17 protein-coding genes and 2 rRNA genes (1 of these 19 cut by a window edge) are annotated in these 20450 nt (G+C 31.1%); 9 read left to right on the top strand and 10 right to left on the bottom strand.

Annotated features, from left to right (window positions below):
• From V9L04_RS12710 to V9L04_RS12720, 3 genes are all read left to right on the top strand, one after another.
• Positions 1 to 826: ribosomal RNA gene (locus tag V9L04_RS12710) — 23S ribosomal RNA — on the top strand (it extends 2062 nt beyond the left edge of the window).
• A 146-nt stretch (positions 827 to 972) separates the two neighbouring features.
• Positions 973 to 1083 (top strand): 5S ribosomal RNA (gene rrf, locus V9L04_RS12715).
• A gap of 265 nt (positions 1084 to 1348) precedes the next feature.
• The gene (locus V9L04_RS12720; protein ID WP_338790184.1) at positions 1349 to 2350 is read left to right on the top strand and encodes a DMT family transporter; all 1002 of its coding nucleotides are present in this window, start codon (positions 1349 to 1351) and stop codon (positions 2348 to 2350) included.
• 28 nt (positions 2351 to 2378) lie between these two features.
• On the opposite strand, the gene V9L04_RS12725 is transcribed toward V9L04_RS12720, so the two are convergent.
• The 3 genes from V9L04_RS12725 to V9L04_RS12735 form a co-directional block, all read right to left on the bottom strand.
• Positions 2379 to 6131: a two-component regulator propeller domain-containing protein gene (locus tag V9L04_RS12725; RefSeq protein ID WP_338790185.1), complete on the bottom strand. Its 3753-nt coding sequence runs from the start codon at positions 6129 to 6131 to the stop codon at positions 2379 to 2381.
• A 156-nt stretch (positions 6132 to 6287) separates the two neighbouring features.
• Entirely contained in the window at positions 6288 to 6542 is a 255-nt protein-coding gene (locus tag V9L04_RS12730; RefSeq protein ID WP_338790186.1) for a hypothetical protein, read from the bottom strand.
• 52 nt (positions 6543 to 6594) lie between these two features.
• On the bottom strand, positions 6595 to 7947 hold the full coding sequence (locus V9L04_RS12735; protein WP_338790187.1) for a hypothetical protein: 1353 nt from the start codon (positions 7945 to 7947) through the stop codon (positions 6595 to 6597).
• Between the two features lie 364 nt (positions 7948 to 8311).
• Between V9L04_RS12735 and V9L04_RS12740 the strand changes: the two genes are divergently transcribed.
• Complete coding sequence (locus tag V9L04_RS12740; RefSeq protein WP_338790188.1) at positions 8312 to 9004, top strand: hypothetical protein; 693 nt, start codon at positions 8312 to 8314, stop codon at positions 9002 to 9004.
• Positions 9005 to 9192: 188 nt separating this feature from the next.
• Entirely contained in the window at positions 9193 to 9660 is a 468-nt protein-coding gene (locus tag V9L04_RS12745; protein ID WP_338790189.1) for a hypothetical protein, read from the top strand.
• 136 nt (positions 9661 to 9796) lie between these two features.
• Here V9L04_RS12745 and V9L04_RS12750 read toward each other — a convergent pair whose 3' ends face one another.
• From V9L04_RS12750 to V9L04_RS12765, 4 genes are read right to left on the bottom strand one after another with little or no spacing between them, the layout of a single operon-like run.
• Positions 9797 to 10201, bottom strand: a complete 405-nt coding sequence (locus V9L04_RS12750) for a Rieske 2Fe-2S domain-containing protein (protein WP_338790190.1) — start codon at positions 10199 to 10201, stop codon at positions 9797 to 9799.
• Positions 10182 to 11105 (bottom strand): class I SAM-dependent methyltransferase, encoded by a 924-nt coding sequence (locus V9L04_RS12755; protein WP_338790191.1) that lies wholly within the window; start codon positions 11103 to 11105, stop codon positions 10182 to 10184. The genes V9L04_RS12750 and V9L04_RS12755 overlap by 20 nt, the downstream gene beginning before the upstream one ends.
• 46 nt (positions 11106 to 11151) lie before the next feature.
• Positions 11152 to 11670, bottom strand: a complete 519-nt coding sequence (locus V9L04_RS12760; RefSeq protein ID WP_338790192.1) for a DUF4920 domain-containing protein — start codon at positions 11668 to 11670, stop codon at positions 11152 to 11154.
• 48 nt (positions 11671 to 11718) lie between these two features.
• Entirely contained in the window at positions 11719 to 13059 is a 1341-nt protein-coding gene (locus V9L04_RS12765; RefSeq protein WP_338790193.1) for a hypothetical protein, read from the bottom strand.
• Between the two features lie 120 nt (positions 13060 to 13179).
• Here V9L04_RS12765 and V9L04_RS12770 point away from each other — a divergent pair, with 120 nt between their 5' ends.
• The gene (locus V9L04_RS12770) at positions 13180 to 13893 is read left to right on the top strand and encodes a carotenoid biosynthesis protein (protein WP_338790194.1); all 714 of its coding nucleotides are present in this window, start codon (positions 13180 to 13182) and stop codon (positions 13891 to 13893) included.
• A gap of 37 nt (positions 13894 to 13930) precedes the next feature.
• Here V9L04_RS12770 and V9L04_RS12775 read toward each other — a convergent pair whose 3' ends face one another.
• Entirely contained in the window at positions 13931 to 15019 is a 1089-nt protein-coding gene (locus V9L04_RS12775; protein ID WP_338790195.1) for a hypothetical protein, read from the bottom strand.
• A gap of 122 nt (positions 15020 to 15141) precedes the next feature.
• Between V9L04_RS12775 and V9L04_RS12780 the strand changes: the two genes are divergently transcribed.
• On the top strand, positions 15142 to 16554 hold the full coding sequence (locus V9L04_RS12780) for a mercuric reductase (RefSeq protein WP_338790196.1): 1413 nt from the start codon (positions 15142 to 15144) through the stop codon (positions 16552 to 16554).
• Between the two features lie 65 nt (positions 16555 to 16619).
• Here V9L04_RS12780 and V9L04_RS12785 read toward each other — a convergent pair whose 3' ends face one another.
• On the bottom strand, positions 16620 to 17606 hold the full coding sequence (locus V9L04_RS12785) for an AraC family transcriptional regulator (RefSeq protein WP_338790197.1): 987 nt from the start codon (positions 17604 to 17606) through the stop codon (positions 16620 to 16622).
• A 328-nt stretch (positions 17607 to 17934) separates the two neighbouring features.
• On the opposite strand from V9L04_RS12785, the gene V9L04_RS12790 reads away from it, so the two are divergent.
• Both V9L04_RS12790 and V9L04_RS12795 read left to right on the top strand, forming a co-directional pair.
• Positions 17935 to 19455, top strand: a complete 1521-nt coding sequence (locus V9L04_RS12790; protein WP_338790198.1) for an aldehyde dehydrogenase family protein — start codon at positions 17935 to 17937, stop codon at positions 19453 to 19455.
• Positions 19456 to 19664: 209 nt separating this feature from the next.
• Positions 19665 to 20066 carry a DUF779 domain-containing protein gene (locus tag V9L04_RS12795; protein ID WP_338790199.1) on the top strand — a complete coding sequence of 134 codons (402 nt, stop codon included), beginning with the start codon at positions 19665 to 19667 and terminating at the stop codon, positions 20064 to 20066.
• A gap of 119 nt (positions 20067 to 20185) precedes the next feature.
• On the opposite strand, the gene V9L04_RS12800 is transcribed toward V9L04_RS12795, so the two are convergent.
• On the bottom strand, positions 20186 to 20398 hold the full coding sequence (locus V9L04_RS12800; protein WP_338790200.1) for a hypothetical protein: 213 nt from the start codon (positions 20396 to 20398) through the stop codon (positions 20186 to 20188).
• Between the last annotated feature and the right edge of the window lie 52 nt (positions 20399 to 20450).

Consider the following 20450-nt stretch of genomic DNA (forward strand, 5'->3'; position numbering starts at 1 on the left):
CGGGACGAAAAGACCCCGTGAACCTTTACTATAGCTTCGCATAGTTGTTGAATACAGAATGTGTAGGATAGGTGGGAGACTTTGAAGCAGCGTCGCTAGGCGTTGTGGAGTCATTGTTGAAATACCACCCTTTCTGTATTTGTCATCTAACCTCGTGAGAGGGACGGTGCGTGGTGGGTAGTTTGACTGGGGTGGTCGCCTCCGAAAGTGTAACGGAGGCTTCCCAAGGTTTCCTCAATACGGTTGGTAATCGTATGTAGCGTGTAATGGCATAAGGAAGCTTGACTGCAAGACAAACAGGTCGAGCAGGTACGAAAGTAGGGCATAGTGATCCGGCGGTTCTGTGTGGAAAGGCCGTCGCTCAAAGGATAAAAGGTACTCCGGGGATAACAGGCTGATCTCCCCCAAGAGCTCATATCGACGGGGAGGTTTGGCACCTCGATGTCGGCTCGTCACATCCTGGGGCTGGAGAAGGTCCCAAGGGTTGGGCTGTTCGCCCATTAAAGTGGCACGCGAGCTGGGTTCAGAACGTCGTGAGACAGTTCGGTCTCTATCTGTTGTGGGCGTAGGAAATTTGCGAAGATCTGACTTTAGTACGAGAGGACCGAGTTGGACAAACCTCTGGTGTATCAGTTGTGGTGCTAACTGCATTGCTGAGTAGCCACGTTTGGAACAGATAAGCACTGAAAGCATCTAAGTGCGAAACTGACTTCAAGATGAGATTTCCCTTAAGAGACGTTAGAGATGATGACGTAGATAGGCAGCAGGTGGAAGTTTAGAAATAAATGGAGCTGAGCTGTACTAATTTCTCAGTAGTCTTTTGTTAGTGTAGGTTTTCCGATATGCAAACGGAGAGTCATAATTTTTAAATATACTATACATCTTACTTTGTTAAAGTAACACTTGTTAAAGAACTTTTTAAGAACTTGTGTAAGTTGCATTGGTACTAGCCAGACAATTTACCTAAAGAAAAAGGGTGATCATAGCATAGGGGTACACGTCTTTCCATTCCGAACAGAGCCGTTAAGCCCTATTGCGCCGATGGTACTGCGCTATTCGTGGGAGAGTAGGTCATCGCCCGTCTTTATAAGGACAGATACAGGAATGTATTTGTGAACGGACAAAGAATTAAGCCTTTTTAATCATAATTGATTAGAAAGGCTTTTTTTGTGGAAAATAGTGTTTATATCATCCTAGTGAAAAGATATGATGGAGAAAAATTTATTAGAGTAAATCAAGTAATAATAGTAATTTATTGAGTCAAAATTATCTTTTTTAAAAAATATTTTAGAGATTTGTACTATCACAAAATTCACTATATTTTTCTTGTTTTTTGATTAATTCTTTTATGAATAAATTAGCTACTACAACTCCTTCTGCGTCTATATTAGATTATTTCAAACTTCATTTTATTGTAATTATTTGGGGTTTTACAGCTATTTTGGGAAAATGGCTTACTATTCCTGCTGTTGAAACAGTTCTGTATAGAACTATAATTGCAGCCGTTGTTTTAGCTTTTGTTGTAAAACGAAATGAGTGGCAGATTTCTACAAAATTTATTTTTCAACTTCTTTTTACAGGAATGATTGTGGGAGCACATTGGATTACATTCTTTGCAGCAGCCAAAGTAGCTAATGTTTCTATTTGTTTAATTGGACTTTCTACAGCCTCGCTTTGGACTGCTTTTATTGAACCTATATTTAATAAGAAAAAAATAAAGCTCTATGAAGTAGCTTTAGGTCTTGTTATTATTTTTGGTTTGTATATAATTATGAGGGCTGATTTAGAAAGTAATATGGTGTTAGGGCTTGTTTTAGGTGTTATTTCTGCTGTTTTGGCAGCTCTTTTTTCTACTATTAATGGAAAGTTTACTCATCTTGCTGAACCTAATACCATTACTGTTTTGGAGATGAGTGGTGCAGCCATTGGAATTATATTATTTCTTCCTTTTTATTCTACTTATTTTACAGGAGTAGAAGGAATTGATATGGTTTTGAAAAATAACACAGTTTATTTTAAAGAAGGAGAGTGGTTTTTTGATTTTGTCAATTCAATATATCTTACTACTGATGCAGTTATGATTTTTATTTTAGCTATAGTTTGCACCGTTTATACTTATTCGGTAAGTATTGAGCTTTTACGAAGACTTACTGTTTTTATGACTAACCTCACTATTAATTTAGAACCTGTTTATGGAATAATTTTGGCAGCTATTTTCTTTAATGAACATGAAAAGATGGATTCTAATTTTTACATTGGTGCAATAATCATTTTATCATCTGTACTCTCTTACCCAGTTTTTAATTATGTAAATAAGAGAATGAAGAAGAGAAAGCAAAAATTGGTTTAAAACAAAAGTCTTTATTAAAACAATTATTTTATAGGCGAATTCCTAAAAGCGTAATATCATCACGTTGAGGTGCTGTGCGTTGATGCTGCTCTAACAGGTTTTCTAATTCTTGTTTTTGTTTTTCTGTGGGAAGATCTGCTATTTTTTCTAATTTTTCTATGATTACATTTGAACCTACTTTTTGCCCTTGTAAATCAGACTGATCTGCAAAACCATCACTCATTAGATATACCATTGAGCCATTTTGTAGAATGATTGTTTGTTCTTTAAAATTACTATCTTGCCTTTTACTTCTTCTTCCACCAATTGACATTCTATCACCTTTAAGTTTAATTATCTGATGATTTTCTACATAAAACATAGATTGCTTTGCTCCTGCAAAAGTAATTTTGTTTCCTGTTTCAGTCTTGTCTAAACAAAAAATAGATATATCCATTCCATCATCATTCTTTGCTTTTTCTTGTTGAAGGGCAGCACGAACATCCTGATGTAATTTCTCTAGAATTTTAGCAGGAGAAAAAATACGTTCAATAGTGACAATTTCATTTAAAAGAGCATTTCCTATCATAGACATGAATCCACCTGGAACACCATGTCCTGTACAATCTACAATAGCTACAAATGTTTTGCCTTTATAATTTACTGTCCAGTAAAAATCACCACTTACAATATCTTTAGGCTTGAAAATTACAAAATATTCATCAAAAAGTCTGTTCATTTCTTCTGGAGTAGGTAAAACAGCCTGTTGAATTGTAAGAGCATAACGAATTGAATCAGTAATATTTCTGTTTTTTTCTTGAATAATTTCGTACGATTTAGCATTACTTTGTGCAATAGAAATATAGGCTGCTAATGCTTCCAATATTACAACATCTTCTTTTTTATAGGCATTTTTTCTAAATGACTGTACAGTCAGAACACCTACTGTTTTTTCATTGATAACTAAAGGAACATAAATAACAGATTTAGGCATTTTTCCTATATCTAAGTATTTGAGCTGAGAGTTTTGAGCAAAGTGCTCATCTAAGTCATTTATGAATATAGATTTTTTCTTAGTAAAACTTTGCACTGAAAGACGATTAACCTGAGAAAGAGAATCACTATGAGCAGCAAGTAACTCTCCGTGTTCAATGTAATTTTTAAATTCAATCTTATTTTCTTTTTTCTTATAAGTACCGATTCCAAAACCTTCTGCTGGCATGAGAGCCAAAATATTTTGATAAATGGTTTGTACAAGTGTATCAGTTTGAAGTTTTGCAGTGATTTTTTGTCCAATTTCTCCTACTTTGTGGATTTGCTGATAGGACTCTGTAATAGCTTGACGTTGCTCTTCAATTCTATCTCTTTGTGATTCAATTTCTTCTTTTTGTTGATTAATCTCTGCTGTACGCTGTTGAACAGTTTCCTCTAATTTTAAGTTCTGTCTTTTAATTCTTCCTACCTGATAACGATAAGCTAAAAATACTAGAATTAAAAATACTAATACTAAACCCAACCAAAAATAAGCTGTTTGATAGAAAAAAGGCTTTATCTTAAAATTTACAGTAGCTACTTCTTTGCTCCAAATGCCGTCATTGTTAGCAGCCATTACTTCAAAAGTGTATTCTTTTGGTAGCAATCCTGTATAGAGTGCATCTCTTTCATTGACAACTTCTATCCAGTCTTCATCAAAACCTTTCAAACGATATTTGAAGTGCATATCTGAAGGAGAAACAAGACTAAGTCCTGTAAAATGAAAAACAACACGTTTTGCTCCTGCTTCTACAGTTATTTTTTCATTTTTTAGAGAAGGGAATGAATAATTAATACTATCTATTGCCATGTTTAGAATATAAACAGGAGGAGGAAGTAAATTTTTGGATATTTTGGTAGGGTTAATCATAGAGAGACCTCCAATAGTAGGAAACCACATTCTTCCTTGACTATCTTTTAGAAAGTGTACAGCTCCTGTACATTCTTCTTCCTTCATTCCATCACTTCTATCAAAAATTTCTGTTTTCAAGTCGGTTCTTTTTCCTTGAAAATAATCTGTAACTGAATTTCTATCTATCTTAATCACTCCAGACGAAGAAGAAAGCCATAGGTCATTATTGCTATCTTCACGAATATCAAAAACAGCATCAACAGGAAAGCCTGTGGATGGACTAAAAATATTTATCTTATTTATATTATTAGGTGAAATAGCAACTAGTCCAGAATTTGCACAAATCCAAAGAATTTTCCTAGAATCATAACGAGCTGAAAAGGCTAGATTAGAAGGTAATCCTTCTGTTTGTGTATAAATTTTACTGACTTTCCTTGTTTTGAGATTTATGATATTTACACCAGCATCATTGGTAGAAACGATTAGTTTACCATCTTGAGTTGGTTCTATACCCATCACAAAATTAGAAGTTAATCCATCATCTTTTGTAAACGGAATCCATTTTTGTTCAGAAGCAGAGTATTCATCTAGTCCACCACCACGAGTTCCTATCCATATACTTCCATTTATAGTCTGAGTAATTACTCTAACTTGATTATCACTAAGACCATCTGCAGTAGTAAAAAGTTTTTCACTTCCATCAGAAGAAATTCGTAGCACTCCTGCATAAGAGCCTACCCAAATATTGCCTTCTCTATCTTTAAAAATGGCACGTAAACGGTCAATAGAAAGAGGTGTTCTGAAAGTATATGTTCCTATATTTTGATTATTAATAGTATTTATAACCCCTGCATCCGAACCAATCCAGTAGGTATCTTTTTCTACTTCTTGTATTGAACTAACTGAAACAGAAGCTAACCCTTGTTGAACTGTATAATTTACAAACTTTCCATCTTTTAAACGTATAAGTCCTGCTCTATACATTGCCAACCAAATATTTCCTTCTCTGTCTGTACTGACATGCATTACATTATTGTGAGGAAGTCCATTTTCTGTATTCAAAACTTCATAGCGATTGGTTAGAGGGTTTTTTCTGAATAAACCAGCACTTGTAGCAAACCAAATACTACCTTCTGCATCTTCTATAATATCATTAATTGTAATCCCTTCAAATTCTTTTATAACCTTAGACTTTCCGTTTCGGATACAGTTTACTCCATTTATTGTTCCTACCCAAAGTGTATTTGTTTTATCTAATAAAAGACCTGTAATTACATCATTTGAAAGTAAGCCATTTTCTACATTATATTTTTCTACGATTTCGTTTTGATAAGCAAATAAGCCTTTTCCTTCTGTTCCTATCCAAATTGTACTGTTAGCTCCATTTTGAAGTTCATTAATAGAAATAGAATTGATTTCAGAAATAGTAGTAAAAGGAGTAAAGATACCATCTTTATAAATGATTATGCCATTTCCTCGTGTACCTATCCATAGAGAACCATCTTTTATTTTTACAATAGATTCAATAGAATAGTCTGGAAAGTTACCCTGTGTAGTTTCAGAAGTATAAAAATTAAAATTATTGTCTTTTTGTACAATTAATCCACTTCCATGTGTACCTATCCAAAGTGAATCATCTTGAGTTTGGTAAAGTGATGAGATAGAACTATTAGTAAGATAAGGGAGGTTTTTTTTATCAAAAATTTTGAATTCTACTCCATCAAAACGTATTAAACCACTATATGTACTTGCCCAAATAAAACCATCTTTAGATTGGTATACATAATTTAGAGTATTAGTAGGAAGACCATTTCTAGTTGTCCATTGATCAATTATATACTGTGAAATTTGTTTTTTAGGGTCTAAAGCAAAGCCAAATGTTGAAGAGAGTGCATAAAAAAGCAAACCTAAAAACAACGTAAGGGCAGTTGTTATTGAACTAGGTTTATAAAACCATTTAGGAATATAAAATATGCAACTAAAAGAAATTTTTGGTATCACGTCAGAATTATTCAGCTGATAGATTCAGAGAAAAAATAATAGATTAAATTTAGGATAGTATGAAGCACATAATTACTTTCCTCCTGCTCCCCCACCATATCGCCCTGTACCAAACACATAAACACCATAATAAGTGCTGCGATATGTTCTGTCACGGCAGTTTCCCCATTTATCACGCATATTTTCAGGACAGTTTTCATTAAGATCTTTTATAAGGTCTTTGTCATGAGCTGTACTTAACCCTAAACTACTTTTCGAAGCTGCATAGGTGGTAAGAAGAAGAAAAAACAATCCACCAAAGACGATAATTTTTGTAAGTATTGACATAATCTTTTATTTTGAAAATGAGATATTTAAGTTTAAAAAGATATTTATTTTTTTATTCTGCATTTATTCCTGCATAAATATATTTTTCTTTAGTTTTTCTTCCTATTTTACCAAAACTAATAAGCAAAGCTATAACAGTAAGAAAACCACTTAACATCAAGAAATATCTACTAAGTAATGCGCCTTCATTTACTGTAAAATTAATGATGGCTTGTGATTTGGTAGCATCAGTAAAGTAAGTAGAATCTGTTTTTGCATAAATGCGAGCAAAATAGTCTCCTTCTTCTACAAATTTGAAATATTTAGAAGAAGATGTTTCTGACTCTGTCCAACTTCCTTCAGAGTCTGTTCCTGATTCGTACCAAAAATCGCTTTCTACTGCGTTGATAACATTTTTTTCTTTATCTAAAAGCTCTACAACTACATACATCCCTTGGTTCTGATAACTTTTAAATTGCACACTCCACTCAATATTGTAGTTTGTGTTTGTATTATCAATTTTGATAGGTTTAGATAAATAACCTTCTTTTTTGTCTATATCTTTTGTATCAACTTTTGTTGAAGAAATAGGTGTGCCATCAGAAAAAAGAGAAACCAAAAAGACTAAAAAAGCTACTAGAGCTGCTGCGCTTGTTACTTTACGGATGGTAGAAAAACCTTTGTCTCTCTCTTGATAGGTATCAATGTATGGGTTTCCTTTTAATCCTTGATATAATTCTTCTTTAGAAATTTTCTTTTCTGCTGAAAATTCTTTCCAACCATCACCTTGTTCAACAGTATAACTCCACATTCCTTCTTGATAAGTAGCAAAATGAGTTTGAGTTCCGACTGCATAAGGATCTTCTTTTTCGGTTTCTCCTTCAAAAAACTCTAAAAATAAAGAACCATATTCAGTAACTCTATAATCAGCTCTTCCTTCATAAAAGTTAGTAAAAAGCTCTAAATTAGTAGGGTCTGCATCTGTTTTATCAACAGTAATGGGCATTCCTAATGAATATCCTTCTTTATCTTCATTCAAGTAAAAACGCTCATTTTTTCCTTCTTGCGTGTTTTGTAATATATAAGTGTCTGAATACCAAGTTTCATTACTATATCCTGAACCTTCATCGCTGGTATAATATTCTTTATGGGAAGAACGGTAACGCAGACGTGCTGTAATTATAAATTCTTTTTCTTCTAAATTAAGAACCTGACCTACTCTAAGAAAGCTATAATAAGGAAAGTTTTCTGTTTTTAGACTTTCATTAAGAACACGGTTGAAAGCTAAATCTGAAGCCACTCCACAATTATAACAATACATATAACGTACCTCCTCATCCCACACATAGTTAGTATGCTGACAACTCGGACATGTTTTGGGGTTAGTAAAGTTCCCTGTTTTTTTGAGTATATTAGGTGTATTCAAAAGGAATTATAGTTTAGTTTGACTCTAATTTTAATGGACTGGTATTCATTATTTTGATGCAAACATAGTGCTGTTATTTAATATCAAGATAAGAAATATGATGTAATATAACCAATAAACCAAAATACTACAAATAACAGAGGGATAAAAGTAGAATTAAAGAGATACAATTTTTTTGAATAATACTTAGTGATTAAGTTAAAAATAAAATAAATAATTGTATAATTTAAAGATGTTTTTTTTGTGAAATGAAACCTGTATTAGCGTTTTACCGTTTGTTATATAGAAGCTAAATATCTCAATTATTATTACAGTTTAGCTTTCATTTTTTAAACTATACAATTCACTAAAATCAAATATTCTTATGAAATATAATAATAAAAATACCAGACCCTCTAAATCAATAAATTATTTTATTTTATTGATTGTTCTTGTTATCTTTTTTGGGTTTCAAATAAATTCTGTTAATGCACAAAATACTATTGAGTCTAACGAAACAGTCACTGAAATATTGGACTGGAATGTAGAAACAACAGAAAATAATGAAGCTACAAAAGAAGAAAAAGAATTGGCTGAACAAACAGCATTAGGTTGGGATAAATGGGATGCTGAACATCCAACTGAATCTTCTACTATAATCTATGATGAGGAAGTAGAAAATAATAAAGTAAAATCTCCAACTGAAGTTCTCAGAAGTGCATTGATTGGTAATTGGGAAGGTTTCTATGGAGGAAGTAAAGCATATATAAATTTCAAAGAAAACAAAACAGTAGTTATTAATACTTCTGTATTTTCAAATGTTCCTTCAGCTTCAGGTAGAGAGCATACCCAACTGTATTACGAAATTGATGCTTCACAAAGTCCATATAAGCTAACTTTTTATAATAGGAACAAAGAAATAAAAGGAGTTTTTAGAATTAATGATAATAATCAAATTACTATATGTCATAATTTCAATACTACTGAACAACCTAAGGAAATAGATAATAAATATACAGTAATTAACTTTTACAAGCTAGAAACTCAAAAAGAGAAAAAAGAAATTATAAATGAGTAAAGTTTTTACTTATACAAAAGCTAACTTTTTAATTAAAGTTAGCTTTTTTTATGAAAATTGTAACCTTATATACAAAGAAGACGTTATTATAGATAGGTAGTCATTTTTTTAAGCTATCTAATAATTTGATTTTATTTCAAATTATCATTTTTTAAACTACTATTTTTTAATCTAATTTCAAATTTATTATGGAACGTACAAAACGTATGCTCGTTGTGATGCTGGCTTCATTTGGCATCTTTGCTCTTCTTACATTTTTAACTTTTTCTAGTTATGGACAAACTACCAACTCTCTAGACAATGCCGAAAAAGCATTAGTAGGTGCATGGGAAACAGAACTGAATGGAGAAACTAATTATTTTACTTTTAATGAAGATAACTCTCTAATAGTTCGTTCTGATGTTTTTTCAAATTCAAGTGCAAATACGAATGATAAGCAAGTAGGAGAAATGTCTTATAAGATAAACGCAAGTACAACTCCTAATCAAATAACTATCTACAGAGCAAACTCTGTAATGAAAGGTGTTTTCAGAATTGACAATAGTGAAAAAATTTCTTTATGTTTGAATATGGAAGATAATGACTATCAACCTACTACATTTACAGATGATTATCTGACAATGACACTATATAAAGTAAAAGAAGAAGATAAATAGAAAAGATATTAAAAAGAAATAAAGTTGATTTTCTAAAAATACTAAAAGCAAAAATAATCAACATATTTGCTTACCCAAAAGAAACCTGCTATATTTGGTATAGACAGGTTTTTTTTGTTCATTATGAAGCAAAAAATTATACATCAATAAATAAAACTTTTTGATTTGTAACTTCATCATTTTTCCATTCTAATCTGTATGTTTTTAAGGAAGGAGCATTTCCACGAGTAGAATTTCCTGTTTTAAGGTTAAAACAATAACTATGAAGAGGACAAACTATTTCATTTTGCTCGTTTATAAAACCTTTGTGTAGGTCTGCTCCTGCATGAGAACAGTTATTTTGTACAGCAAAAAATCCGTCTTTGGTATGAGAAAGACAGATTTTCTCGTCTTCATTATTTGCATCAGAAACTGTCAGCAAAATTGAGGTTCCTAATGCAATTTTTTGTTTAGCCTCCTGTTCTGAATCAAATAATTTTGTCAAGGTATAAGTAATTAAAAGAATTTGTGAAAATACTAATTTAGTTTTTTCCGATAGCATGATAATAAGGTTCATTTGGAGATATAACAATCTCACTTAATCCTGCTTTTTGCATCATTTCAGTAATCTCACTTCTAGAGAATCGTTGTTCAAGTGAAGTACCAAATCTATCTAAGGCATCATTACGAACTACAAAGAAAGATTGATTTTGATAAAAACTTAAAGGTAAACTAAGAGCAAGTTTCTTCAAACCCAAGAACTTAAAGAATCGTCCTAACAAAATTGTAGGCATATAAACAAAGATAGCTATTAAGTCACAAACAAACTTTTTCAATGTAGAAGGTAAGCTACTTACAACTTTGCGAATGACAGATACAATAGATAGAATCAGTTTAAAAAAAGAAGACTTATCTTCTAAATTATAATAGAGATAGACATAAAAATAACCTCCTTTTTTGATTTTTTTGACGCAATTGCTCATAGCTTTCTGTGTATCAGGAATATGGTGTAATACACCTATACTCATACCAAAATCAAATGTCTCGTCATCAAATGGAATATTATCTGTAGAAGCTCTAGAAAACCGTACATTTTCTTTTTCTGCAATTAGCTTATCAGCAGTATAAATAGCTTCACTAGGATCTATAGCTTCCATAAACCCTATTTTGTCTAATAAATATTTTGTCCATCTTCCAGTACCACACCCTATATCAATTCCATAAGTATTTTTATTGACTATATTCTCATCAATTATATCAAAATACATTTTGCCTAACTTATCAATTTCTTTATCCTCAAAAGAAGCAAATTTTTTCCATTCTTCTCCAAAAGATTCCACTACTGAATGGTCTATATTTTCTTCTTCAAATTCAGTATTGAAGCAAAAAATTTCTTTAAATCTACCCTTTGTTATTTGTAGAGGAGTTTGATTGAATTTTTTTGTCATGCTACTAGTATGTATCATTTTGAGTTTTAAATTAATATTGTCTTTTTATACATTTTTCTCTGTTTTAGCCTTTAATAATTACTCCTGTTGCCATAAAAGAAATTTTGACTTCATCTTCTGTAATTTTTTCAATTTCTTCTTTCGTTTTTCCCGCATCTTCTGCATAATGACGAAGTTGTGCTACAGAAATGACTTCTTTTTTTACTTTTCCTTCCATCACAATTTCTTTTCCTTCTGAATCCATAGGAACAAAAAAGCCATAATCTTTAAAACGGACAAACATTTCTTGATTATCTGAAATAGGAACTTTCATCCAACAGCCTTTTTTCTGGCAACATTCGCCTATTTTTCCAATGACTTTTAGTTCAGCAGAATCTTGTTTGTCTAATAGAGCAGGAATTTCACTTACAGCAATAGCATTTTCTAGTGTTATTTCTGCACCATATTTTTCTTCTTTATTATCAGTATCAGTTTCTGACATAGAGTTTACTTCAGTTGTGTTTTTTTCTTTGTTATCAGTATTGCAAGCAGATAGAGATACAAAACAAAATAAAATTAAAAGGAGTTTGAAAGTGATTTTCATAAAAAATAGAATTTAGATAAAAAGATAAAGATTTTCAAAAATACGAAATTAGACTTTAATTTTTCTTAGTTTTTTAGGTTTAGGAGGTTTATATGCCAAAATAATCAATGCAATCATATAAAAAGGTAAAATAGGAATACGATAACGAACAAGAGTTCCAAAATTACTACTTACAATTCCTATAATTCCACTAAAGAATAAAGTGAATATAAGACAAACTACTACCATTTGATGAGTTTGCAAACGTTTGAGGATTATTTTCCATTTTTGATTTTTAAATACACGAATAGTAAGAAATAAAATAACAAGATTTTCTAGTCCAGCCAAAGCCATATTAAAATTCTTTATTTCCCAAATAAAAGGACGAAAAAGAGTAATAAATATTCCTTTTGGATAAAGTTTTAATAAACCACCAATTGTTCCATCCATCTGATCAAGACCTATATCATAGGCACTTCCTTGTTCACTCATTTGATGAATCCAATCAGCTGTAATGTATGCCTCTTGAGCTACTTTATCTAAGTCATATTCTGTCCCTCTGATGAGATTAGAAAAAGCATAATAGGCAATACCAATACCTAGAACTAATAAAATAGGAGCAAAAACTACTCTTAAAAACTGAGACTGAATCTGTTTAGTATATTGAGAATAAAACCACCAACCACAAGCAGGAATAAAACAAAGCAAAATGTAAAGTTTAATTAAATACATCGTATAACAACACACTGCAAATAAAAGCAAGTTGATATAAACTTTTCTTCTGCGTATTACACCAAAATGAAAGGCTGCAAAAGCAAAACATAATGCAGAAAAAGTAACAGAGTCTTTTACAATGCCTGACGCCCAAAAAAATATAGAAGGAATAAAAAAAATGGCCCAAGCAAGTTGTTTTTTTAACATAGGATAAATATCTACCCAAGCTTTATACATCTGCCAACTTCCTGTAAAACTCATTAGTGCAAAGAAAAGACAGTTTACCGTATAAGTATTAAAGGAAAGAATAGAGAAAATAGAACCAATTTTATTAACAGCAAATGAACCTTTATCTCCATAGTAAGGCATACGATAAGCATAATAATAGGTGTGTGGTGTGCTGTATTCATCCATATTTTGAAACATGATTTCCCAATAGCTTAGTATATCATTCAAAAATGCTTCTCTTGCTATTCTTGCCCCCTCAAAATAAAAAAAAGTATCTCCATATCCGTACACAAACTGAAATACCAATCCAAAAAAAATAGCTCCAACTACTTTTACACTATATCCTATAATAAAAAAATTTCGCATTTCTTTATCTACAATACTTGTACGCATAAAAAATAATACTCCATAAATAAGAAGTAGATATATAGGCGTAAGAAAAAGATCTTGAAGGTTTATATAATTCATAAAATAATTTCTCCTTTTGTATCATTACTGTTTTAAATAACAGCAGAATCCTAACAAATTTACAAAAAACAAAGTTAGTCTATTTTACATTTATCAAAATCTACTCATTTTTATCACTTAATGAAATCTAAAACCATTTTTTTATTCGAATCAATTCGTTTTTTTGTTCAAGATAATATCAATTTCTTTAATGGATTAATATTGGTTATGTATTTTGCAGGACTTTTAGGACTTTGGTTTGAACCTACTCGTGAGCTTTTTGAACTGGCTACACCCTTCAATTTGGTTACAAGTATTGTACTTCTTTTCTTGGCACAACGTAAATACTCACCTTCTTTTTGGATTTTTGTGAGTATTACTTTTTTAGTAGGTTTTTTTATTGAAGTAATTGGTGTGAAAACAGAAGCTATTTTTGGAACATACAATTATGGCAAAACACTTGGCTTTAAAGTGTTAGAAGTGCCTCTCTTGATAGGAGTAAACTGGATAATGATTACTTTCATTGTTAATTATTTTGTTTCTACATACCTTATTTTTTATATTTTTACTTCCAAGGTAACACTATTTTTTAAATCTGTTTTTAGTGCTGCTTTGATGGTAATGTTGGATTATTTAATAGAACCTGTTGCTATAAAACATGATTTTTGGAGTTGGCAGGGAGATGTTATTCCTCTTCAAAATTATATCGGATGGTTTTTGGTGGCTCTGCCATTGTGTATGCTTTTTCAGTATTCTAGGTTTGAGAAAATAAATAAATTTGCTTATTTCTTATTACTGGCTCAATTACTTTTTTTTGGTGGTTATAATGTCTTAATGCGTCTTTTCGAACACTAAAGTATTCGGTACAGTGGCACTCACGCTAAAGCATAAACTACAGTTTTATTTGATATACAAAGTGAGAAAAAGCCTTTGCTCCAAATTCTTCTTTCCATTTAAAAAGTCCTTCATTGATTGAGTCTTTATTTTCTGTATTATTTCTTATCTCACTTACTCCCAAACTCAAAAAATCAAAACTTCCAGTAGGAGAGGTTTTGATGATTTTATCAAAATGAATAACATGGTTTTCTATAAGATGATTAATCAAGAAATCTAATGCACAAATTTCTTTTCCCTTTTTTGTAGCTGACATATACTGTAAATGAATCGTAGATTGATAAACAAAAGAAACACTACAAGCTACAATCTCATTTGTTGAATTTTTTGCTAAAGAAAAAAGAATGTTATTAGGAAATTTATCTTTTAATAACTGAATTTCATCCACCGAATGAACAGGAAGAAGATTATGACGAGTTTTTAAATTGTCTTCTAGTATATTCCAAAAATCAGTCGCTAGTTCTGTCTTTTCTATTCTCAAGTTAGATTGATAGGCTTTTTTGAGATTTCTTTTTTTTCTTGTAGAATAATTTTTATAGTTTATTTCTTGATAATCTACTTCACTCTTGGGCAAAGTAATTACAGAGTTTGCCTCCACTCTCAGAATTTTACTTTCAATCTCATTACTATTAAAGTTATCATTCAAAATTCTGTGAATACTTTCATCTTTATCTATAAAAAAATAAGAGGGCAAAGGTTTTATAATCAAATCAGTAAATTCATTTTTTTTCAAAAACTCAAAACAAGAAAAAACAATTTTTCGTTTTTCTAAAAAACTCAAATTATCTTTAAAAATAAATCCTCCAAAGGTTAAGCCTTTATGAGAATGAAGAATTTTTTGATTATTGTCGTTGGTGGGGATACCAACAACAGCAGGAGATTTTTTTGTAATTTCACAACAAGCTGGTAAAACACAAATCAACTCTTTTTTTCTATCGTAAATCATCAATGAAAAATCCTCAAAACGTTCCTTGTGATAAAATAAATAATCTGTTTCAAAGAAAAAATGTCCTTCTGAATTTGTTCTTATAAATGAATTCCATTCTTTATTATTTTCTTTAAAATTAAATTTTTTGATAGAATACATTTTATACTAATTTGATTTTGAGTATTTTATGAGTCATTTTAAATTAAATCCTAACAATAGTTATTCTGAAAAGTTAAACTAAAAACAAAATCAAATACATTTTTTAAACTACACTTTTAGACATGAAAAAATACGACGCAATCATTATTGGTACAGGACAAGCAGGCGTTCCACTCGCTGCAAAATTAGAAAAAGAAGGAAAAAAAGTAGCGATTATTGAAAAAAATAAAATTGGAGGCACGTGTGTAAATGATGGTTGTACACCTACTAAATCGTATGTAGCTAGTGCTAGAAGGGCTTTTGTAGCCAAAAATAGTGAAGGTTTTGGAATAGAAATAAAAGATGTAAAAGTAAATCTCAAAAAAATAAAGAAACGAAAAGATAAAATCGTTTCAGATTCTCATGATAATATTCAAGGTCTTTTTGATAAATTAGAAAAACTGGATTATTATAAAGGAGAAGGCACTTTTTTAGATGAAAATACGATTGAAATAAAAACAAAAGATGGAAAGACGCAGAAAATAGAAGGTAAGCAAATTTTTATTAATGTAGGTGCAAAAACTATTATTCCAAAAGAATATCAAGATTTAGATTATTTGACTAACACAAGTATTTTAGAACTTGATGAAACACCAAAACACTTAATTGTGATTGGTGCAGGTTATATTGGTTTAGAGTTTAGTCAAATGTTCTCTCGTTTTGGAAGTAAAGTAACTATTTTAGAACAAAACGAACGCTTTTTACACAAAGAAGACAAAGATGTAGCTGATGAAATAAAAAAAGTATTGGGAAAAGAATCAATAACAATTCATACCAACGCAAAAAATATAAAAGTAAATCAAGAAAGAAAAGAGAAAGAACAAGAAAAAACTAAAATTTCGTTTGAAAAAGATGGAAAAAAACATTCTATAAATGGTTCTCATATTCTGATTTCGGTAGGCAGAAAGCCAAATACTAAAACTCTAAACTTAGAAAAAATAGGTATAAAAACTGATAAGAGAGGATATGTAAAAGTAAATCAGCATTTTCAAACCAACAAAAAACATATTTTTGCTTTAGGAGATTGCAATGGTGAAGGAGCTTTTACACACACAGCTTATAATGATTTTGAAATTGTAAGTGATTTTCTTTTTGGAGAGAAAAAACGAAAATTATCGGATAGAATTCAATGTTATTCTATGTTTATTGACCCACCACTTTCAAGAGTAGGAATAAATGAAGAACAAGCAAAAGAAAAAATGAAAGAAGATAAATCGCTGAAAATTGTACAGGCTTTTCGTAAGATGGAAAGGGTTGCTCGTGCTACCGAAAAAGGTGAAACAGATGGAATGATGAAGATTTTGATAGATGAAAAAACAGAAAAAATATTGGGTGCAACATTTTTCGGAATTTCAGCAGATGAAACTATTCATGCAGTTATTGATATGATGTATGCTAAAAAATCCTATAAAACTATTCGTGATGCTGTTCATATTCATCCAACAGTTAGCGAACTTATTCCTACAATGCTTGGGAATTTGAAAGAATTGAAATAAGGGAATAACTTATAACTCAAAGCAGTTTTTTTAATTGAACAGGGTTTTAACCCTGTTTTTATAGATTAATCTCCAAAAATAGATTTTCTAAACTCACTAGGCGATTGGTCTGCATATTTTTTAAATAAAACACTAAAATAGCTCAAACTATTAAAACCAGCTTTGTAACAAACATCAGTTATACTCAATTTCATATTGGTTAATAATTTTTTTGCAAGGCTAATTCTCTGTTTCAAAATGTATTCTACAGGCGTAATTCCAAATTCTCGTTTGAAGGCTTTATAAAAATTAGATTCGCTCATACAAGCTAGTTTACTCAATTTTTCTACTGTTATTTGTTCTTCCAAATGTGTTTCTACATATTCTATCACAAAAGCAAAACGATTTTGAGAACTGTATTTTTTGTATTCTTCAAAAATCAAATTACGTGCTTGTGTTTGCATAATTCGGATTAAAAGTTCTTGTAAGGCAAGGTCAGCCAATAAATTTTTAGCTTCACTTTTTCCTAGTGAAATATGCGTAATTCTATCAATGACATTCTTTAATTCTGCATTATTTTTTAAATGATAATCTGGATTTTCTAGTGTCCAATTTCCGTTTTTATTTTGTGGTGTTTCTAGTTTTGGAAACTGATTATTAAGAGTTTCTAAAGTAGATTTTATTTTTTCATTATCAATTGCAATTGCCAAACACTGAGTAGGATTTTTTTCGTTTGCTTCTGGAAAATCAATTATCATTTCTTCATTTGCAGGAACAATCACACTTTCTCCAGGTAAATAATCAAATTCTGTTTTGGTATTTTTTATTTCTTTATAATGATTAATATTTTCAAAAGATTGCATTACTTTTTTTCCACGAATCATTGCAGTTACTGTCAAAGTATCAAAAATTAGACTTACTTTTTCGCTTTTTTGATGCGTTTCAAAAAGATTGAGTTCAAAGTTGGGAAGATTAAAACTTGAACGATTTTCGACAAGCGTTTGAAGATTATTATAAGAAGTAAGAGCCTGCTGTTTTGGAATAAATAAAGATGATTTTAAGGAATTTTCCATAATTGATAAGATAAATTAGATAGTTGTTTGTGTGCTTTTATTGGAGTGGTGTTTTAAATATAGTACAAGATAATCAATTCTTGACAAATTTTATTTGTTGGAATGATTGATAGAATACTATAAAGTTTTGATAGAATATTAAAAGACAGTTGATTATTTATGTTTTAAATTTGTAAAAGAAAATAAGACTTTTTAAGGAACAATTACGAATTAAAAATTACAAATTACGAATTTAGTATATTCAATATCAATAAATTATTATTTCAAAATAAGTAATTTAGTTCTATTCCTAAATAAATTTTTACACACAAATAATCATTTTTTAATTATGGAAACTACCACAAAAGCAACTGATAAATTAGCTTTTCCAAAGTTTAAGGAACGCTATGATAATTTTATAAATGGAGAATGGACTTCTCCTGTTAAAGGACAGTATTTTGATAATATTTCGCCAGTAAGTGGAGAAGTTATCACAAAAATAGCTCGTTCAACAAAAGAAGATGTAGATTTGGCTCTTGATGCAGCTCACGAAGCATTCAAAACTTGGTCTAAAACATCGGCTACTGAAAGAAGTAATATTATGCTCAAAATAGCTGATATTATGGAGAAAAATTTAGAGTATTTAGCAATTATTGAAACGGTAGATAACGGCAAAGCTGTCAGAGAAACAAAAGCTGCTGATTTACCACTTTGTATTGACCATTTTCGTTATTTCGCTGGTGTGATTCGTGCCGAAGAGGGAAGTGTTGCAGAACTAGACCAAAACACAGTTTCAATGAATATTGATGAGCCATTAGGTGTGGTGGGTCAGATTATTCCTTGGAATTTCCCTCTTTTAATGGCGACTTGGAAACTTGCGCCTGCTTTGGCTGCTGGTTGTTGTGTCGTAATGAAACCTGCCGAACAAACACCTGTCGGAATTTTGATTTTTATGGAACTTATCAAAGATGTCTTGCCTAAAGGTGTCGTTAATATTGTTTCTGGTTTTGGTGTAGAAGCAGGAAAACCATTGGCAAGTTCCCCACGAGTAGCAAAAGTTTCTTTCACAGGAGAAACAACAACAGGACGTTTAATTATGCAATATGCGTCTGAAAATATTATTCCTGTAACTATGGAATTAGGTGGAAAATCGCCAAATGTATTTTTCCCAAGTGTAATGGATGCCGACGACGAATTTTTTGATAAGTGTTTGGAAGGTGCTGTTATGTTTGCCTTAAATCAAGGTGAAATTTGTACGTGTCCTTCAAGATTGCTTGTACACGAAGATATTTATGATAAATTTATAGAAAGAGTCATTGAAAGAACCGAAAAAATCAAAATGGGACATCCATTAGATGATTCGACGATGATGGGCGCACAGGCTTCAAAAGATCAGTACGAAAAAATATTATCGTACTTAGAAATTGGAAAAGAAGAGGGCGCAGAAGTCTTGACAGGTGGTGCAGCCAAATATGTCGACGGACTAAAAGACGGATATTATATTCAACCAACTATATTAAAAGGACACAATAAAATGAGAGTTTTCCAAGAAGAAATTTTTGGACCTGTTCTTTGTGTTACAACATTCAAAAATACCGAAGAAGCCATCGAAATTGCAAATGATACGCTTTATGGACTTGGTGCAGGTGTTTGGACGAGAGATGCTCACGAACTTTATAATGTTCCTCGTGCGATACAAGCAGGTCGTGTTTGGGTAAATTGTTACCATAATTATCCTGCTCATGCTCCGTTTGGAGGTTACAAAAAATCTGGTTTTGGCAGAGAAAATCACAAAATGATGTTAAGTCATTATCGCCAAAACAAAAATATGCTTATTTCTTATGACAAGAAAGCATTAGGTTTCTTTTAAAATTGTAAAGTAAAAAATCAACCAGTTATATCAAACCCTAAGGGACTATGAAGACCCTTAGGGTTTTGCTATAAAATGTAGGTAGTTTTTTGTCGTCGGTAGGGACACCGACAACGGCTCAATGTAGCTTACTCTTTAGAGTGAGAAACAATGTACCGAAAACTTTAGTTTTTGTATAAAATAGACAACCAATTAAAATAAAAACAATTATGAAAAATACGCAAAGAGTAGTTGCAACAGATGCAGCCAAAAAAATTATTGATGAGCTAAGAGAAGAAAATGGAGAACTTATGTTCCATCAAAGTGGAGGGTGTTGTGATGGTTCACAACCGATGTGCTTTGCAAAAGGAGAATTTAAAGTTGGTTCAAATGATGTTTGGGTGGGAACGATTCACGGATGCGATTTTTTTATGAACCAATCTCAATTTGATTATTGGAAACATACGCATCTTACGATTGATGTTACAGAAGGGCGAGGTTCTAGTTTTTCGTTAGAGATTCCTTTGGGTTATCGTTTTATTGTCAAGTCCAGACTTTTTACGGAAGAAGAAACCAAAAATTTGATTCCTGTCAAAAATGGAGAGGAATATTTGGAGGAAACAGCTTTATAAATTATTCTTACCTCAACGACGGCAACACCTCGTTGACGGTTGAAAACAGAATAAAACTAATAACTAACCGTCGTTGAGGCTCAAATGAAGCCGTCAACGAGGTTTCTTTATTAAAAATATCAGCCTTTATACAAACTTCCATCTACTTCCAAGGCAAAAACATTTAGGGCTTCTTTAAACTCCTCATTTTTTATTCCGGCTACAAAAAAACCTTTGAGTTCTTGGTAATTTGTGCTCATAGAAGAAGGAATAATTATATCCATTTCTTCAAAATATCCTCTGTAATTGTTGGAATTTAACTGATTTAGGGCTTTTTGGATTAGTGGGTGCATGTTTTTTGTGATTTAATTTTTGTAGATAGATTATTGAACAAAACCAAAAATA

Origin of the sequence: Bernardetia sp. MNP-M8, from assembly GCF_037126285.1 — a bacterium.
In the GTDB taxonomy this organism is placed as follows: Bacteria; Bacteroidota; Bacteroidia; order Cytophagales; family Bernardetiaceae; genus Bernardetia.

Coding starts and splice junctions, on each gene's coding strand:
- V9L04_RS12765 (WP_338790193.1), bottom strand. CDS start 13,059: ATGAATTATATAAACCTTCAAGATCTTTTTCTTACGCCTATATATCTA.
- V9L04_RS12755 (WP_338790191.1), bottom strand. CDS start 11,105: ATGATACATACTAGTAGCATGACAAAAAAATTCAATCAAACTCCTCTA.
- V9L04_RS12775 (WP_338790195.1), bottom strand. CDS start 15,019: ATGTATTCTATCAAAAAATTTAATTTTAAAGAAAATAATAAAGAATGG.
- V9L04_RS12780 (WP_338790196.1), top strand. CDS start 15,142: ATGAAAAAATACGACGCAATCATTATTGGTACAGGACAAGCAGGCGTT.
- V9L04_RS12730 (WP_338790186.1), bottom strand. CDS start 6,542: ATGTCAATACTTACAAAAATTATCGTCTTTGGTGGATTGTTTTTTCTT.
- V9L04_RS12740 (WP_338790188.1), top strand. CDS start 8,312: ATGAAATATAATAATAAAAATACCAGACCCTCTAAATCAATAAATTAT.
- V9L04_RS12800 (WP_338790200.1), bottom strand. CDS start 20,398: ATGCACCCACTAATCCAAAAAGCCCTAAATCAGTTAAATTCCAACAAT.
- V9L04_RS12720 (WP_338790184.1), top strand. CDS start 1,349: ATGAATAAATTAGCTACTACAACTCCTTCTGCGTCTATATTAGATTAT.
- V9L04_RS12750 (WP_338790190.1), bottom strand. CDS start 10,201: ATGCTATCGGAAAAAACTAAATTAGTATTTTCACAAATTCTTTTAATT.
- V9L04_RS12790 (WP_338790198.1), top strand. CDS start 17,935: ATGGAAACTACCACAAAAGCAACTGATAAATTAGCTTTTCCAAAGTTT.
- V9L04_RS12770 (WP_338790194.1), top strand. CDS start 13,180: ATGAAATCTAAAACCATTTTTTTATTCGAATCAATTCGTTTTTTTGTT.
- V9L04_RS12795 (WP_338790199.1), top strand. CDS start 19,665: ATGAAAAATACGCAAAGAGTAGTTGCAACAGATGCAGCCAAAAAAATT.
- V9L04_RS12785 (WP_338790197.1), bottom strand. CDS start 17,606: ATGGAAAATTCCTTAAAATCATCTTTATTTATTCCAAAACAGCAGGCT.
- V9L04_RS12745 (WP_338790189.1), top strand. CDS start 9,193: ATGGAACGTACAAAACGTATGCTCGTTGTGATGCTGGCTTCATTTGGC.
- V9L04_RS12760 (WP_338790192.1), bottom strand. CDS start 11,670: ATGAAAATCACTTTCAAACTCCTTTTAATTTTATTTTGTTTTGTATCT.